This window comes from Paenibacillus sp. FSL R7-0333 (genome assembly GCF_038000365.1).
Taxonomy (GTDB): Bacteria; Bacillota; Bacilli; order Paenibacillales; family Paenibacillaceae; genus Paenibacillus_AQ; species Paenibacillus_AQ silagei.
Window position 1 is genome coordinate 2,737,648 of record NZ_JBBOBZ010000001.1, and the last position, 17,083, is coordinate 2,754,730.

Below are 17,083 nucleotides of genomic sequence, written 5' to 3' on the forward strand. Positions count from 1 at the left end.
AAAGCTACTGCCCTAGAGAGTAGCTAAGAACCCGGGTAAATAGGCCTCAAAGGTGTCCAGGTTCAAACTGATATGCTTATGTACACCTTCCTTCCTTATATTCACCAGCCCGGATTCAGACAACAGCTTAAGATGATACGAGCTGTTGGATTTGCTGATTCCGAGGCTCTGCCCGACCTCCCCGCAGATAGGGGGCCGCTCTATATTCTTCAGAAAGCGGATAATCTCGATCCGCTTCTCATCCGACAACGTCTGAAATATGCGGACACGCTGCGTGTCCGTTAATGGTTGTAAAGTCATGTGACTATGATACTCTGGGGCATTCTGGTTGTCAACGGCGATGGTGTATCCGCTTTATCATTGCATAGATGTATAATTATGTATTACAGTGTTTTTACAACACCATTCCAAATAAGTTAGGAGATGAACCCGTGCAGTCCCTACTTGAGCAGCTTGAAGATTATACGAATAAATACCTGAAGCTATGGGATTTTTATGGCGTGATTCAAGTGATCCGGAAGGGCGAGGTGATCTTCGAGCGGGCCTGCGGGTATGCAAGCATGGAGTTTGGAATTAAAAATACGCTGGCGTCACGCTTCTCCCTCGCCTCCATGTCGAAGCAGTTTACGGCCTTCGCTGTTATGATGCTGCATGACAAGGGGCTGCTGGATGTTGAGCAGCCTGCATACCTGTATCTCCCGGCAGAGCTTGCCATTGATGAGTCTATCACTGTTCATCATCTGCTGTCTCATACCTCGGGTCTATATAACTTTTATAATTTTGAGAACGATTTCTTCGGCGGAGATTACCGGCTGGACTATTCCCGGACAAGGTTCTTCCGGCAATACATTAACAAGAAGCCAACCAAGCCGGCAGGAGCAGAGTACGATTATAATAACTCCAACTACAATCTGCTGGCCTGGATCATCGAGCATGTCTCGGGGGAGAGGTACGGGGAGTTTCTCCATAATTATCTCTTCCTGCCTCTAAGGATGACGAACAGTACGGTGGATGACGGTTGCGCCGTGATTGAGAACAGATCAAGCAACTATATCAAAGACTTCGCGGACACCGTCAAATGTCCATATTACAACGAGAAATTCAGCATCGGAGCCGGCGGGATTGTATCGGACTGCGAGGATTTGTACAATTGGTATGCCTGTCTGCGGGACCGGCAGCTCCTGTCCTCTGCGGCTTATGAACGATTCTTCCAGGAGAACGAGAACAACTACTGCTACGGCCTGGAGCATCACCTGCTATACGGTCAAGACCGGTATTCCCATGGGGGCGATCAGCTGGGGATTTGCACGTATATGCAGCATTTTTTCGCTGAGGATTTGTGCATTATCATCCTCTCGAACAATGAAGGCATCAATCAGTACAGACTGGGCCATGCGCTCGCGGATATTCTGCATCAGGTGGAGGTAGAGCCGCCGGCCCGGCATCCTGAGCATCAGCTCAGTGAGGAATGTTTAAGGGCGTACTGCGGAACCTACCTTGCAGACAAAATTCAGATCGAGCTGGTCGGCGGGAAGCTGTATTTCACCAGATTTACTGGCAACGTCCACATTGAGCTCTACCCGGTAGGCGAAGGAGAATTTGTCCAGCGCCATTATGACCAGCTCCACCCCTATAAGATCACTGAGAATACGCAGGGGGAGAAGATTTTTCTTGTATATGCACGCTTTGCCCCTTGATGTTGCCGCAGCGGCAAGTGATAGGATATAGTTGAAAGTTACAACACACAAGAAAAGAAGGGAAGTAAATGAGCATTGAATTCAGTAAAATCAGCCTGTTTGAACGGGGGACACTGCTTGAATTATTGAAGGATGCCTATTCCTTCGATCGCAGGTATGAGCAGAGCTGTCTGGAGGATTGGCAGGAGTTTGACAACTTTTTCTTTGACAATCTGCAAATTGCGGATAAATATGGGTTCATGACTACGATGCATGGTAAGGCGATTGGCTTTGTATCCTGGGACCCGAGGCAGATGCCCCGATATGCTGAAATCGGCCATAATTGTATTGCCACTGCCCACAAAGGCAAAGGCTACAGCACCCTGCAGCTTCAAGAAGCGGTCGACCGAATCCTGCGGAATGAAGTCGGGCAGATTCGGGTGACCACTAATGATGATCTGATCCCCGCGCAGCGGATGTATGAGCGCGTTGGTTTTGTTTTGCAGCAGAAACGGCACATGGGTCCTGACTCCGTACTTAAGGGTGAACATTGGGATTACGTGTATAGGGTATAAAGTCAGGAGGTACATACAATGAAACAGTCAGATGTTACATTAAGTAAAGCTACGTTGGAGGATGCGGCGGATATTCATGCTATGCAGCTTCAGGCCTTTATGCCGCTCTTGGAGAAATATCAGGATTATGAGACAAATCCGGCTAATGAAACGTTGGAGAGGCTCGTAGAACGGATGAATCAGAAATTTGTGAATTACTATATCATCCGAAACGCCGGGAATGCTGTAGGCAGTATCAGAGTCAAGAAAATAGAAGAGCATCATTACTGGCTCGGTCAATTATGTGTAGTTCCGCAATCCCAAGGCCAAGGCATCGCCCAGCAGGCATTCGCCCGGATTGAAGAGATCTATTCGGATGCGAAAACGTGGGGGCTGGCGACCGTCGTGCAGGAAGAGCGGAACTGCTATTTGTATGAGAAGCTGGGCTACAGAAGGACCGATGAAACCCGGGAAATCAATGATAAGATGACCTTGTGCTATTACGAAAAGCGGGGAGGATCTTCATGAAACGGATCGCAATGGAACGTCCAGCAGTGGATTACGATGATAACGTAACAGAGATTGATGAACAAATATGTGCTCTGTTTAGGCAGAGGAAGGACATTTTGAATAACAAACAGGCTTATCCTACAGATGAACTATTGTCTAAATGGTCTGCCAGCTTTGGACTGTATGAAGAGTTTATAAAAACTATATTCATGTTATTGATGGACGAAGAGCATTTCAGACCGATGGTGGAGCCTGAAGGATTCAGACGGCATATTCAAGTTCTGAAGGCGGTTGAGCAGGGGGTGCGTCTCTATACTCTAACCACGGTGAGGCAGTATACCAATGCTAGTGTTATCTTGCTGAATATCGATTGGGATGCGCCGGAGGATCAGGACCTCAGCCACCAGGGAATGATTCAACAGGAACTTATCATAGGTAAACCCTATTTCTGCCGAATGATTAATGGGTCAAGCAATTCGGACCATGCTACTTATAAATATGTTGTATCACCCCCATTGCCTGATGATCTGTCTGGTATGGAGTTCAGGTTCAGAAGTAACGGGGCTACACGCACAGACAGTGCAGATGATGATATCGTGTTTAAGTTATAGGTACTTGCCCGTACATTCCAGCCTCTTCAGCAGAAGGGGCTATTTACTTGCCTTCCTGATGGCATAGTGTGTAATTCAGACGCTGGTTTCAACAAGTACTTGACAACTGTAACTATAGAAAGTAAAGTGAGGATATAAATTATCTTAACTTAAAGATAATGTTTAACCAAATATCTTAAAGTAAAGATATTATTCGATTTTATTAACTTAGGAGGCAATTCAAATGAACAAACAAACCATGGGTATTCATCATATCACCGCGATTGTCGGGCATCCGCAGGAGAATATGGACTTTTATGCAGGGGTACTGGGGCTGCGGCTGGTGAAGCAAACGGTCAATTTCGACGATCCGGGAACTTATCACTTCTACTTCGGCAATGATGGCGGGAAGCCGGGAACGATTATTACCTTCTTCCCGTGGGCGGATGCGTATCAGGGTAAGATCGGCGGGGGCCAGGTTGGCGTTACTTCGTATGTGATTCCGGCCCAGGCGATGGCGTTCTGGAGAGAGCGGCTCACGGCATTCAAGGTGGCTTACACAGAGATGGAGCGGTTTGGCGAGCAGTACCTGGAATTCGATGATCCGCACGGTCTGCATCTGGAGCTGGTGGAACGGGAGGCGGGTGAGCGTAATGAATGGACATTCAGCGGCGTAACCCCCGAGGTGGCGATCAAGGGCTTCGGCGGCGCAACACTGCTGTCCACTCAACCTGAACAAACGGCGGAGCTGCTGGAGAAGGTGATGGGACTTACATTCGCAGGGCAGGAAGGTGATGTCGCCCGTTACCATTCGGCTGCGGATCTTGGAAATGTGGTTGAGCTGAAGGTAACGGCTGTACCGCGCGGTGAAATGGGTGTCGGCACCGTACATCATATCGCCTGGAGAGCGAAGGATGATCAGGATCAGCTTGAATGGCAGGAAGTTGTGCATGATAATGGATATGGGGTAACACCGGTGCAGGACCGGAATTATTTCAACGCCATCTACTTCAGAGAGCATGGGGAGATTCTGTTCGAGATCGCTACCGATCCTCCGGGCTTCGCTCATGATGAAACGCCGGAGACGATGGGGACCAGCCTGATGCTGCCGGAACAATACGAGCCGCACAGAGCACAGATTGAACAAGTTCTGCTGCCGGTTACTGTAAGAGAGCTTGACTAATCTGCTTTGACATTAAAAAGGAGGCACGAGCATGATCACTATTGATCCGCAGCAGGGCACCGAACGGGATAATTATAAGCTTCTGGTCGGGACGATTATTCCGCGTCCGATTGCTTTTGTAACCACCTTGTCGGAGGATGGGGTCTTGAACGGTGCACCGTTCAGCTATTTCAATATTGTATCCTCCAACCCGCCGATGATCTCCATCTCTATTCAGCATGCCGGGGGTCAGTCCAAGGATACTGCACGCAACATCAAGCACATAAAGGAGTTTGTGGTTCATATTGTGGATGAGCAGAATGTCAGACAAGTGAATATGACTGCTGCACCGTTGCCGCCTGACCAGAGTGAGGTCGCCTTAGCCGGTATGACGCCTGTGGATAGCCTACGCATTAAGGTCCCCGGCGTCCAGGAAGCGAAGGTGCGGTTGGAATGTGTGTTGGAGCATTGCCTGGAGCTGCCTAATAATGATCTGTTGATCGGCAGGATCGTGCAGTTTCATCTGGACGAGGCGATCTACGAGCAGGGGAGAATTAATCCGGTGGCATTAGGGGCGGTAAGTCGTCTGGCAGGGAATAACTATGCGGGGATTGGGGAGATTTTTGAGATCGAGCGGCCTGTGTAATAGGACAGGTTATCACCTAAACAACAAAACCCTGGCGCAAGCGCCAGGGTTAATTATGATTCAGGAAGTATTGCATACAAAGAAATAATATGCTAATGTTAGAAGACTGTTGACTATTTTCAAAAATCAGATCGGAGGTAACGCATCTTATTTATATTTTAATTATAGCAAAGGGACATCCGGTTTGTCAACCCGCCTGTTTGGGACTATTTCAAGAAAGAGGAGTGATCAGGTGATGGAGAAGGTAAGCAGCTGGGAGCAGGAGCAGGAGTGGCTGGAGCAGGTCAAAGAGAAGCTGAAATCGGGGATCGCAAACCTGGAGCCGGAGGTTGGCCAGCTGAAGGAGCAGGCTACGGACATCCGCCGGAGATTCTGGGAAGAAGTAACGGTCAATACGAGTACGGAGGAGGATTTCGAAGAGAGCTTCTTCACCATTACCCAGCAGGACGCAGTCCTGTCTGAACGGGAACGCAGTCATGCGCGGAAGCTGCGGCAATGGAAGAATATGCAGCGGCTGCTGCCGTCGCCTTATTTTGGGCGGATAGATTTTCATGAGGAGGGTCAGAAGGCTGTGGAACAGGTCTATATCGGAGTGTCCTCCTTCATCGAAGAGGATGGTCTGAGCTTCGTGGTCTATGACTGGCGGACCCCGATTGCGAGCCTGTACTACGACTATCCGCCGGGAAAAGCAGCCTTCGACACACCCGGAGGACGGATTAGCGGAACGATGGAACTGAAGCGGCAGTACCAGATCCGTGACGGTCAGCTCCAGCATTTGTTCGATTCGAGCGTTACGATCGGAGATGAGCTGCTCCAGCAGGTGCTTGGCAAAGGCGCAGATTCACAAATGAAGAGCATTGTAGCCACGATTCAGGCCGAGCAGAACGCGATTATCCGTAACGATACGAGCCGGATGCTTATTGTGCAGGGAGCGGCGGGCAGCGGCAAAACCTCGGCAGCGCTCCAGCGCGTAGCCTACCTGCTGTACAAACACCGCGAGCGGCTGACGGCGGATCAGATTGTGTTATTTTCCCCTAACCCGATGTTCAACAGCTATGTATCTACCGTTCTTCCGGAGCTGGGTGAAGAGAATATGCAGCAGGTCACCTTTCAGGAATATCTGGAAACATGGCTGGGGCAGGATTACCGGATTGAAGATTCGTTCGATCAGATGGAATACGTGCTTACCGCTCAGCAGGAAGAGGGGTATGAAGCCCGTCTCAAGGGAGTCGGATATAAGGCGTCGGAAGCCTTCCTCCGGGCACTTCAGGGTTATGCGCAGTGGCTGAAGCTGGAGGGAATGCTGTTCAAGGACATTCGCTTCCGGGACCGCGTGTTAATCTCGGGGGAGCTAATCAAGAGCAAGCTATACAGCTTTGATCCTTCGATTCGTCTGCCTAACCGGATTACGCTGGTGCAGAAATGGCTGCTCGAAGAGCTGACCAGACTGCAAAAGCTGGAGCAGGGAGCCTCCTGGGTAGAGGAAGAGATGAATTACCTCGACAATGACCAATACGCTGAAGTATACCGGATGCTGCACAGGGAACGGGGCGTGTTTGATTTTGCCGAGAAATACCTCCGCCTTCAGGAATTGCTGGTCCACAAGCGCGAGCAGGATGAGAGTGACTTTGATTTCGCCGAACGGGAGGAAGAGCTGCTGGCCCAGATGATCGTGAAGGAGCAGTTCAAACCGCTGAGACGGGGGATCAGGAAGTTCACCTTTATCGACATGGCCGGGCTCTACCGTCAATTGTTCAGTGATGAAACGGCCTACAGGGAAATGATGGGTGAAGCGGAGGTGCCGGAGCTATGGCCGGAGATCTGTGCGCAGACCCGGGAGATGCTGGATAGCGGGACACTCTGGTATGAAGATGCGACCCCGTATTTGTATTTAAAAGAGCTAATCGAAGGTGTGCGGACGAATACGCAGGTGCGGCATATTTTCGTGGATGAAGGCCAGGATTATTCCATGTTCCAGTATGAGTTCCTCAAAAAGCTGTTTCCGCGTGCCCGTATGACGGTGCTGGGAGACTTCGGCCAGGCGATCTTCACGCAGGCGACGAATCTGTATGGAAGCAGCTCACCGCTGCTGAAGCTCTATGGAGAAGAAGAGACTAGCCAGTTCCTGCTGGTCCGCAGCTATCGCTCGACCTTTGAGATTGTGGAGTTTACGAAGCGGCTGCTGCCCGGCGGTGAGGCGATTGTGGCTTTTGAACGGAGGGGCCGGAAGCCGGTATTAGCTAAACTGGACAATCGTGAGTTGAAGGCAGAGCGCATCGTGAAAGATCTCGCGGAGCTTCAGGCTGAAGGCTATAGCTCCATCGCTGTGATTACGAAGACGGCCGCAGAGAGCAGAGAAGCTTATGAGTGCCTGACTGCCCAAGGTGGGGCCCCGGAGCTGAGGCTGATTACGAAGAATACGCCAACTTTTGAAAAAGGAATACAGGTGATCCCCGCTTATCTTGCCAAAGGCGTGGAGTTCGATGCCGTACTGATCTACGACGCGTCCCCGCAGACGTATCAAAGGGAGAGCGAGAGGAAGCTTTTTTATACGGCATGTACTCGGGCTATGCACCGGCTGCAGTTGTATACTGCGGGGGAGTGGACGCCGTTTGTCGGTGGGGTAGATGGGGCGTTGTATGAGCAGACAGTAGCTACGCTATAGTTCTAAGAAGGCCTCTCCAATTTAATGGAGGGGTCTTTGCATGTTGAGCTTGGTTCAACTATGAGAACGCAGTGAACGGCTCGGTAATACTTTTTTCATATCAAAATACTCGTTAAAAGATATTTCACCTATTAATAGTAATTTGTTACGCTTAAATGGCTATTAAAAGGAGGTAAGAAGATGGAATATCGTAAATTGGGTGCCAGCGGCTTATCGGTCAGTGAGATTGCTTTTGGCAACTGGATTACGCATGGGGCTCAAGTGGATAATGACACCGCCAAAGCTTGTGTCCATGCTGCATTGGATGCGGGAATTACTACATTTGACACCACAGATGTGTATTCGGACACGAAGGCGGAGACGGTGCTGGGACAAGTCTTAACAGGTGTGCGGCGGGAAAGCATCGAGTTATGTACCAAGGTCTATCAGCCTACAGGAACAGGAACTAATGACCGTGGTCTATCCCGGAAGCATATTATGGAAGCTTGTAACTCTTCGTTAAAAAGGTTACAGACGGATTATATAGATATTTATTATGCCCATAGATTTGATAAAAAGGTTTCGCTGGAGGAGACCTTCCTGGCCTTCTCTGATCTGGTGCGTCAAGGGAAGGTTCTGTATGTGGGGATCAGCGAATGGACGGCTGAACAGATCACACAAGCTGCGGTGTTGGCCCGGGAGCTGAGGGTTCCTCTGGTGGCTAGCCAGCCGCAATATTCGATCTTATGGCGGGTGATCGAAGCGGAGGTGATCCAGGCTTCTGAGCAGGAAGGAATCGGGCAGGTTGTCTGGTCACCGCTGGCCCAAGGCATTCTGTCGGGAAAATATCTGCCGAATCAACCTGTCCCGCAGGGGTCCCGTGCTTCGACTTCAGCGGGTTCTCCGTTTTTTGAACGATTGGCTGGCCAGTGGCTGCATACAGAGGTTCTTACGGCTGTATCCCGGCTGTCCTCACTTGCACACGAAGCGGGGCTGACACTGCCGCAATTGGCCATCGCATGGGTGCTGCAGAATCCGCAGGTGTCGGCTGCAATCATTGGGGCATCCAGACCAGAGCAGGTACAAGAGAATGTGAAGGCTTCGGGCGTGCGTCTTGAACCTGATTTGCTGAGTGAGATTGACAGAATATTAGAGGGGCTAGTTGAGCGTGATCCTGCAAAAACCGGGTGAATAACGTTGTCCGCTCACCTTTCACCTGGAATTATGTTCTTGTAAAATCTCTATAAATGCAGTGAGGATGGCCTGATTCGTATCCGTTCTCCAGGCAGCATAGAAGGGGACAGGCGGGACATTGTCTTCAAAGGGTCTGAATACGACTCCGCTGCGCTGGAAGACGGAAACTGAAGAAGGGACAATGGAAACCCCCAGGTTCGCTGCCACAAGGTTCACAATGGTATACATTTGCACGGCTTCCTGTACAACCTGAGGGTAGACATCATGTTCAGCGCAAAAGCCCATAATCAGATCATGAAAAGGAAGACTGTGCTTACGCGGAAAGAAGATAAAAGGCTCGGAACGCAAAGCGGAGACTGGCAATGCAGGCAGCTTGGCGAGCGGATGTTGATCAGGCAATACGGCAACCAGAGTTTCGTTGATCAAGCTGCAATGATTAATATTCTGTGCCGGCTCAATGAAGCGCATGAATCCAATATGGATGGTACCGTCGTGCAAGGCCTGCCATTGTTGGGCAGAAGTCATTTCCAGCAGGTTCAGCTGTATTTGAGGGAACCGTTGCCGGAATATTTTGAGCACATCGACCATGATTCCGCCCTCTGCTGAACCGATGAAAGCAATGTTCAAATGTCCAATGATGCCTTGGCTTGCCAATCGCACAGTTTGAATAGACCGCTCCAGTTGAGATAAGATCCGGCTGGCTTCCTCCCAAAAAACAGACCCCGCTGGTGTGAGGCGGACTTGACGTTTATTCCGTTCAAATAACTTCACACCCAGTTCTTGTTCCAGAGCTTGAATCTGCTGGGTCAACGGAGGCTGTGTCATATTTAATTTCTCTGCGGCACGATGGAAATGAAGCTCTTCCGCAACCGCAATGAAGTATTGTAATTTTCGTATATCCATTGTTGAGGTCCTCTTTTTCTACAGATAAAGCTAGTATAGCATAAGGGGTAGGATCGACATGTATACTGCGAAGCACCGCAGATGAATCTGGGGACAGTCAGATACTATACGCAGATATCCGCCGGGACACGCGGCCTTCGACACACCGTGAGGACGGATCACCGGCACGATGGAGCTGAAGCGGAGGGATTAGTAATTTAATTGAAATGTAAATTGTCGAAAAAGTTAGAAATATGTAAATATAGGTATATACAAATATCTAAAAAAGTAGTAATATTCTCCTGTGAAATAATTACCATGGGGGGATTTGGAATGTTTGCAATGGGTCTAATTGGTGGTATTACTGGTATTATCGCCTCACTCTTAGCGATGGCTATCGGAGGCGTTGATGCTGCTTTTTCGGATAGTGGGACTTCAAGTATTACAGGGTTGGCAGTTTCTGCGTTACTATTCAGTATTTTGGGAATAGTTGGTTCTGCGTTCTCTAAAAGCAAGCCAAAACTAGCTGGATATCTTATGTTGGTTAGTGGTGTAGCTGGGGCTATCAGTATTTCGTTGTTCTACGTTCTTTCAGGAGTACTACTTATCGTGGCTGGATTCATGGGAGTTTTAAGTAAGAAGAAAGCTGGAAATTCCACAGTTCCTCCTGTATTTGAATAAGTACAGAACAATTGTGGAAATTTAAAATTATAAATTATACAGTTTGGATTTTTTTAAAAAAAGCCTATCAACCAGTTAAGGTTGGCAGGCTTTTTTCTTTTTGTAATTAGGACCTATCAATCTTTTACCTCTGATCTCCAGCAATATCCGGATCTCACGTAAAGTGAGAATATTGACATTCTTAATGTGTTACACTAAACTGTAACAAATACAGTTAACTGTAACTAAAATTCCGTAAGGAAGGAGAATCCAATGAATACCTACACAGCGAAGCAAGTGGCTGAGGTGTTACAGAATGAAGATCCTCAGATGAATCTGCGGACGGTCAGGTATTATACGCAGATCGGGATGCTGCCGCCGCTGGAACTGGTGGGCAATAAGAGGGCGTATACAGATAGTCATTTGCATTATTTACGGGCGATCCTTGTATTAACCAGGAGCGGCGAGACGTTGGCCTCGGCCCAAGAGAAGTTAGCCGGACTGACGATGGACGAAATCATGAAGCTGGGCGATAACCTGCGGCTCTACCAATCGGATAAGATGCTCCAGAGTGAGCTGCATGTTGTTAGTGAGGATGTCATTCTCTCCGTTAGTCCGCGCATCTCAACGGCGCTGAAGGAGAAGATGCTTGAGACGATTACTAGACTACTTCAAGAGGAGGGGCAGGTATGATCCATATCCGCTTTGCAAAATCTGCTATAGAGCAGGAAGAAGGAATGAATCATCTCTGGCTTCACATCGCGCTGCCCGGCGGGGTGCAGAATGCCCGCTTACAATTAATCCTTCCGGCAGGGCTTCACCGGTCCCCTAATCTGAATGGTGCTGTTGAAGACAGCAGTGGGAGAATATGGATTGACGATACGCAGTCAGTAACGGACCTGTACGTTGAAATCTTCACCCGGGAGCCGGTCCCTTGCGGGGAGTATAGTCTGGCGGTTGAATTGTCTTACACGGGTAGGGATGGAACCGGTACCAATGTTAAGCAGGTGATTCCGCTGAAGGTCGTGTCTGAGGAGGAGTCGGTGGAGATTCATACCGATGAGGAAGTGGTGCGCAGAATTAAAGAACTGCAACTTCCACAAGACAAAAGTGAGCTGAATGAGTATAACGAATACACCCCGGCCAAGCTAATCAGGCTTGATTCCAACGCTATGTCGGAATGGGAGAAGAAATACCGCGTGGAAGGAGCTAAGATCGAGAGCATATGAGAACCCAATTACCATTATTCATTATCACCGGAGCCAGCGGAGTAGGTAAAACCACGGTCATGCATGAGTTGAGGGAGCAGATGCCGGAATTTGTTCTGTTCAGTACGGATGACGATAATTTCGGGACGACGGGGAAGAAGCTGGAGTACCAGGACCGGTATAATGTGCTGTTTCATTGTGCGCATGCCGTTGCGTTGTCGGGAAGAGGAACGATTATTTGCGGGACGATGATGCCCTGGGACGCCAAGAAATGCGATGTTTATGATGCTTTCAGTGAAGTGCACTTTATTAACCTGCATTGTGACGATGCCACCCGAAATGCCCGCCTGCGGGGCCGGGAGGATGCAGCGACCTGGACAGAGGATATGCTCAGGCAGCACGAGGAATTCGCGCAGTGGCTGCTGGACCATGCAGATACGGAGTATGATCCGCCGATGCCTACTTTTGACACCACTTCTACACCTACGGCCGCGCTGGCGGAACAGATCAAGGAGTATATTAAGGAAAAATGGAAGGGTAGCACGGGAATTGTCTCTTAGGTGAATAAATCTGCGGTGTATAGGATGGTTTACTTTCTATTCGTGTGTAAAAGCTTAAGGCCATCCCGGCAGGGATGGCCTTTGAACTATTTTAGGTTATCCCACAGCGTCTGGAAGGCACCGGGCTCAACCTCGAAGAATACTGGCGCATTGCCGTAGCGCACAAGTCCCTTGCCGAACAAGGTTAGCTCAACCCGGGCTTTGTCAGCAAGTTCGAGGTAAACCAGCTTGCGGTCCTCATTGTCATAGATGCCTTGCGCCATGAGCGAGTCTGCGGACAGCGGCTTGGCGGCATTAAGCGCGCTCAGGAAGCCGTTAAGCGCTGCGCCTTCCGGCAGCGGAAGGTATTGCTGCTTGCCGTTGTTCCAGCTATCGAAGCTCTCCCACTGGGCGGAGGTGATGCGCCCGTCCAGGTTCAGCTTGCCGATCAGATCGGCTCCGCTGTTCACGGTAATTCCGTTCGTATGTTCGTACAGCTCCGCGAACACCTGACCGTCTGCCTCTGTATAAGACATGACCAGGAAGCCGGAATCATATCCTTTGACAGCATAGATATCCGTCTCCCCGATGTTTGAGGCCAGCTCCGTATACGCATCCTTGCCGCTCCATTCATCAATCCCGCTGGTCGTGCGGCCCAGCTTCTCCCCGCGCAGTGCAGCCGCATCGGCCGCTTCAATGCGGATCGCCGCCTGGGTATAGATATTGCCCTGGTAGATGACCAGGCCGATCATATCTGCCTGGGCACCGGAGCTTTTATCCGGCAGCTCGATCTTGGGAATGACGACTCCGGCAGAATTCCCTGCCGAAGGTGTGCCCGGATCTACCTGGGCTACTGGATTCGGGGAAGCTGTACTATTTAGCTGCTTCATTACGCTGGGTCCGGCCAGGCCGATTCCGGCGGCGACCAACACGCTTGCTGCGATATAGACCATCTTACGCGGACGGCGCTTTTGTTCCATTTTACCTTCTAATCCTTGCTTCATTTCTCTGCTTGAACTCATAGTATCCACCGCTTTCTTGTATTGGTTTCGAAACTGATCTTCCTTCATTCCGCTTCTGCTCCTTCCAGTTCCAGTCTTAACAGCTGACGTCCGCGCTGAAGTCTCATCTTCACGGCCGACTCGCTGATCTGCAGAATTCTGCTGATCTCCTGGACAGGGTAATCCTCATAATAGTACAGATGAATGACAGTCTTATACTTCACCGGCAGGGCCAGCACGAGCTGCAAGACCGCCAGCTCCTCGGGGTTATCGGCCGTAACCGGCTCCACCCCTTCGAGCTTGACCTCGCGCTTGCGCCAGCCTCTGCCCAGCAGATTCTTGCAATGATTGGTGATGACCCGGATCAACCAGGCCTTCTGGTGTTCGTCATCCTTGAATACGGGAGCCTTCTCCATCAGCTTGATGAAGGTGTCCTGCGTAGCCTCTTCGGCATCCTGGCGGCTGCCCAGATGAACCAGGGCAATCCGGTACAGCATATCTGCATATTGTTCGTAGCTCTTCATCACAGGATGGCCCGGCCGGGTCATGGGTTGCTGCATGAGGTTATGCCCTCCTTTATCTATAACACCCTTTAGGACGGCATCCGGTCACATTTTGTTTCCGGGAATTTATTCTGCTTGTTCTAAGCTCACCCTGATACAGCAAAAAACAGGGGATGAAGAAGTCCAAGACTTCCTCATCCCCTGTGATAGAGGCCGTATGAAGCGGCCGGCTCATCCGGTCACTTATCTGTTTGCAGGAATCCTGCTGTTACTCGGGGGTTCCCTGGGTTACCCCGTGAACATAAGTCTTCCAGGGGGTGTCCAGCGCCCCTTGTCCCGGATTGTAAGTGAAGAAATACTCTACGGAATCGCCTTGCTGCACGTTATTGACCGCGTAGGTGTAATTGCCGTTGCCTGCGGAGGTCATGGCTACGTTCTGCTGGCCGCCGCCGTTGATCTTGTAATGCAGATCAGCAAAGGTGGCGCCGTTCACATAGAAGAGCAGGTTATTGCCTGTTTTCTTCAAGCCGCGCACCTGATCTCCAATCACAATGGTCGCTGGCGGCGGGGAGACTACAGTGATTGTGCTACTCGAGGTTTTGCTGCCATCAGCGGTTGTGGCTGTTACGGTAGTGGTGCCTGTAGCCAGTCCGGTGACGAGACCGCTCTGGCTTACTGAAGCGGTGCTGCTGTTCGCCACGCTCCAGGTCACCTGCTTGTTAGAGGCATTGGATGGCGACACGTTAGCCGTTAACTGGACGCTCTGTCCAACCTGCACCTCAGAGGCAGATGGAGTTATGGAAACACCGCTCACCGGAACGCTTCCGGGATTGCCCGGGTTCCCGGGATTTCCGCCGCCGCTGCCTTCCTTATACACCCGTACATAATCGACCTGCATCGTTGCCGGAATATCGGACGGAGCCGGAGTCAGTCCGCCGTCGAAATGTCCGCCCACTGCCAGATTCATAATCAGATAGAAGGGCTTGTCGAAGGGAGCATTAGGGTTGTTCGGTGCCGCTACAGAATACCACTGCTCTCTATTGACCTTGAAGAAGAATTTGCCGTCCACATACCATTTCACGTTGTCTTCTTCCCAGACCATGGAATATACGTGATAGTCGTTCGCAAAAGTCTGACCTTGCGGGAAGTGATACTCCCCGGCGATGTACTTGTTCACCGGCCATTGTCCGCCGAAGTGAACCGCGCCGCTGGTTGTGCCGGGCAGCCGTCCCTTGGCTTCCATGATGTCAATCTCGCCGGATGCCGCCCAGGCACCGTAAGCCGCATCCTGTGGCAGCATCCACAGGGCGGGCCAGATCCCGTTCCCTGTCGGCAGCTTGGCACGGATGTCCACCCGGCCGTACTGGAAGGATAGATGGTCTTTAGTGTTGATTTTGCCGGAGGAATATTGTGCATACCGGTTCGGGTCCTGCGGGAAGGACTTCGGATCGTTCTTGGCCCGGATATTCAGTTGTCCGTTCTGGACAAATACATTCTCGGTACTATTCGTATAATGCTGCAGCTCGTTATTCCCCCAGCCCCAGCTGTTAGGGTCATTGGTGATATAGTAACCCTGCTCATAGTTCCACTTGCTGGTATCCAGTGCGGTTCCGCTGAACTCATCCTGCCAGAGCAGGTTCATGCCCGCTACGGCAGGATCTGACGGAGTACCCAACGTAATATCTTCCTGATCGCTTTCATCTGGACGCGGGGCATTCGGATTGCCGGTGAAGGTATAATACACATAATTGCTGCCGATATTGCCGCCCTGCTGGCCGTTTAACGGATAGCCGATGCGGATCTCCATATTCTCCTGGATCGGCTGGAACCACAATCCATACACATAATCTGCCCAATAGCCCCACTGGTTCGCCGCAGACATATTGTTATAGCCGTTGCCTGCGTAGACGAAGCCGCTCTGGGCGGAATTGCTCAGATCGACCCACTGGCCGCCGATTTTGATCTGATACACATATTTGTTCAGCTCGCTGCCAATCGGTGCGCCCCCGTCAATTTTCGGCAGGGGAAAACCAATCGATCCGTTGTTATCCGCAGTAAAGGCTGTGCCTTCATAAGCGGTGAGGACATAGGAATTTCTAACCGGCTGATTGAAGGTAAGGGTGTAGATCAGACTAGCGGAAGAGGTCTTGGACTCCAGCTTCACATTGATCGATTCGGTGATCGTGAACCAGTATCCGCCGCCGCCTTCAGTGAACTGGCCGAAGTTGCTGTCGTAGATCCAGCCGCTGGCTGCATTGTTGTCAATATCAATCCAGGTGCTGCTGTTAATCGGCTTCACATAGACCTTCAGGTCATCGGCCACAGCTTCATATGTGAGCGCCGGATCATTATTGAAGGTAGGGTAGGTGAAGCCGGCCCCGCCGGTGAAGCCTGCTGTAATCTGCGGCCCTTGGGTTGGTGTCATCGCGCTGATGGTGGTCTTGTTCAGGTTCTGAAAAGCCAGTGTATAATTCAGCGTAACCCCGCTATTCGCCTTAGAGTGGAGCTGGATCTCGGTTGTAGCCGATAGGGTGAACCAGTAGCCGTTCTGTCCGCCGTCGCTCCAGTGCCCCCAGTTCTGGTTGTAGACAAAGCCGCCTGCGCTGTCAATGTCTACCCAATTGCCATTTACTTTCACTTTGACGCCTACATCATCCGAAACATCGCTCCAGGACGCAGCCCCGCCGTTAAATACCGGCATAACGAACCCGTAGCTCGCCTGCCCGACGCCTGATTTGGAGATGACCGGACCGTCTGCCGCTGAGAAATAAGCCATTGAGCTAACTGTAGTTCCTGCGGCCTCTGCGCGCTGAATGCCTGAAGCAGGGAGCTGGCCGATGCCGGACAGCAGCAGCAGGACCAGGAACAGACTAAGCACCTTCTGCTTGAAACCGGGTTGCGTTTGCATAGTATAAAGTCGCTTCATACTTGCCCTCCTTTAATAAAATGGTAGTGAAGGTAACCGCTTACATGTGAGAGAACATCTTTATTCTATCGAAACTTATATCCCGCTAAAAGGGACAATCCTTTTTGTTTTGACCCAATTTTTTGGGTCGCTTAGCTGCTGCGGCGAAAATATTGGCCAGTGCGTGTCCAGAAACATCATGAAGCGGTGGGATGGAGTGTGGGCAGGGGGCGTGTGGACGGAATGTATGCGGAAAACAGCATACACTGGGCTCGCTGAAGGCGAGTGGGCCAGATGTATGCGGAAAACAGCATACAATGGGCTCGCTGAAGGCGTGTGGGCGAAATGTATGCGAAAAACAGCATACAATGGGCTCGCTGAAGGCGCGTGGGCCAGATGTATGCGAAAA

The 17,083-nt window shown here is 50.7% G+C and carries 17 protein-coding genes; 12 read left to right on the forward strand and 5 right to left on the reverse strand.

Annotation, left to right across the window (positions count from 1 at the left end; all coding sequences use genetic code 11):
* Positions 1–12: 12 nt before the first annotated feature.
* Entirely contained in the window at positions 13–300 is a 288-nt protein-coding gene (locus tag MKY86_RS11075; protein ID WP_036729848.1) for an ArsR/SmtB family transcription factor, read from the reverse strand.
* Positions 301–431: 131 nt separating this feature from the next.
* Between MKY86_RS11075 and MKY86_RS11080 the strand changes: the two genes are divergently transcribed.
* The 8 genes from MKY86_RS11080 to MKY86_RS11115 all read left to right on the forward strand — a co-directional run bounded on the left by MKY86_RS11080 (position 432) and on the right by MKY86_RS11115 (position 8,973).
* On the forward strand, positions 432–1,697 hold the full coding sequence (locus MKY86_RS11080; RefSeq protein WP_076073886.1) for a serine hydrolase domain-containing protein: 1,266 nt from the start codon (positions 432–434) through the stop codon (positions 1,695–1,697).
* A gap of 68 nt (positions 1,698–1,765) precedes the next feature.
* Positions 1,766–2,251, forward strand: a complete 486-nt coding sequence (locus MKY86_RS11085) for a GNAT family N-acetyltransferase (RefSeq protein WP_076073888.1) — start codon at positions 1,766–1,768, stop codon at positions 2,249–2,251.
* Positions 2,252–2,269: 18 nt separating this feature from the next.
* A complete protein-coding gene (locus MKY86_RS11090; protein WP_076073891.1) occupies positions 2,270–2,758 on the forward strand; it encodes a GNAT family N-acetyltransferase in 489 nt (162 codons plus the stop codon).
* On the forward strand, positions 2,755–3,351 hold the full coding sequence (locus MKY86_RS11095) for a hypothetical protein (protein WP_076073894.1): 597 nt from the start codon (positions 2,755–2,757) through the stop codon (positions 3,349–3,351). Before MKY86_RS11090 ends, MKY86_RS11095 begins: the two co-directional genes overlap by 4 nt.
* A 223-nt stretch (positions 3,352–3,574) precedes the next feature.
* On the forward strand, positions 3,575–4,513 hold the full coding sequence (locus MKY86_RS11100; protein WP_076073897.1) for a ring-cleaving dioxygenase: 939 nt from the start codon (positions 3,575–3,577) through the stop codon (positions 4,511–4,513).
* 31 nt (positions 4,514–4,544) lie between these two features.
* Positions 4,545–5,138: a flavin reductase family protein gene (locus MKY86_RS11105; protein WP_076073900.1), complete on the forward strand. Its 594-nt coding sequence runs from the start codon at positions 4,545–4,547 to the stop codon at positions 5,136–5,138.
* Positions 5,139–5,373: 235 nt separating this feature from the next.
* The gene (helD, locus tag MKY86_RS11110) at positions 5,374–7,803 is read left to right on the forward strand and encodes an RNA polymerase recycling motor HelD (RefSeq protein WP_076073903.1); all 2,430 of its coding nucleotides are present in this window, start codon (positions 5,374–5,376) and stop codon (positions 7,801–7,803) included.
* A 180-nt stretch (positions 7,804–7,983) separates the two neighbouring features.
* On the forward strand, positions 7,984–8,973 hold the full coding sequence (locus MKY86_RS11115) for an aldo/keto reductase family protein (RefSeq protein WP_076073905.1): 990 nt from the start codon (positions 7,984–7,986) through the stop codon (positions 8,971–8,973).
* A gap of 21 nt (positions 8,974–8,994) precedes the next feature.
* Here the strand turns inward: MKY86_RS11115 and MKY86_RS11120 are convergent, their stop codons facing one another.
* Entirely contained in the window at positions 8,995–9,879 is an 885-nt protein-coding gene (locus tag MKY86_RS11120) for a LysR substrate-binding domain-containing protein (RefSeq protein WP_076073908.1), read from the reverse strand.
* Between the two features lie 201 nt (positions 9,880–10,080).
* On the opposite strand from MKY86_RS11120, the gene MKY86_RS11125 reads away from it, so the two are divergent.
* The 4 genes from MKY86_RS11125 to MKY86_RS11140 all read left to right on the forward strand — a co-directional run bounded on the left by MKY86_RS11125 (position 10,081) and on the right by MKY86_RS11140 (position 12,286).
* Complete coding sequence (locus MKY86_RS11125) at positions 10,081–10,539, forward strand: DUF4064 domain-containing protein (protein WP_379312911.1); 459 nt, start codon at positions 10,081–10,083, stop codon at positions 10,537–10,539.
* A 252-nt stretch (positions 10,540–10,791) separates the two neighbouring features.
* Entirely contained in the window at positions 10,792–11,211 is a 420-nt protein-coding gene (locus MKY86_RS11130) for a MerR family transcriptional regulator (protein WP_076073910.1), read from the forward strand.
* Complete coding sequence (locus MKY86_RS11135; protein ID WP_076073913.1) at positions 11,208–11,747, forward strand: hypothetical protein; 540 nt, start codon at positions 11,208–11,210, stop codon at positions 11,745–11,747. The genes MKY86_RS11130 and MKY86_RS11135 overlap by 4 nt, the downstream gene beginning before the upstream one ends.
* Positions 11,744–12,286, forward strand: a complete 543-nt coding sequence (locus MKY86_RS11140) for an AAA family ATPase (RefSeq protein ID WP_076073916.1) — start codon at positions 11,744–11,746, stop codon at positions 12,284–12,286. Before MKY86_RS11135 ends, MKY86_RS11140 begins: the two co-directional genes overlap by 4 nt.
* An 86-nt stretch (positions 12,287–12,372) precedes the next feature.
* Here MKY86_RS11140 and MKY86_RS11145 read toward each other — a convergent pair whose 3' ends face one another.
* From MKY86_RS11145 to MKY86_RS11155, 3 genes are all read right to left on the reverse strand, one after another.
* On the reverse strand, positions 12,373–13,335 hold the full coding sequence (locus tag MKY86_RS11145) for a hypothetical protein (protein ID WP_076073918.1): 963 nt from the start codon (positions 13,333–13,335) through the stop codon (positions 12,373–12,375).
* Positions 13,332–13,826 (reverse strand): RNA polymerase sigma factor, encoded by a 495-nt coding sequence (locus MKY86_RS11150; RefSeq protein WP_036729806.1) that lies wholly within the window; start codon positions 13,824–13,826, stop codon positions 13,332–13,334. The genes MKY86_RS11145 and MKY86_RS11150 overlap by 4 nt, the downstream gene beginning before the upstream one ends.
* A gap of 211 nt (positions 13,827–14,037) precedes the next feature.
* The gene (locus MKY86_RS11155) at positions 14,038–16,695 is read right to left on the reverse strand and encodes a family 16 glycosylhydrolase (RefSeq protein ID WP_076073921.1); all 2,658 of its coding nucleotides are present in this window, start codon (positions 16,693–16,695) and stop codon (positions 14,038–14,040) included.
* Positions 16,696–17,083 lie beyond the last annotated feature (388 nt).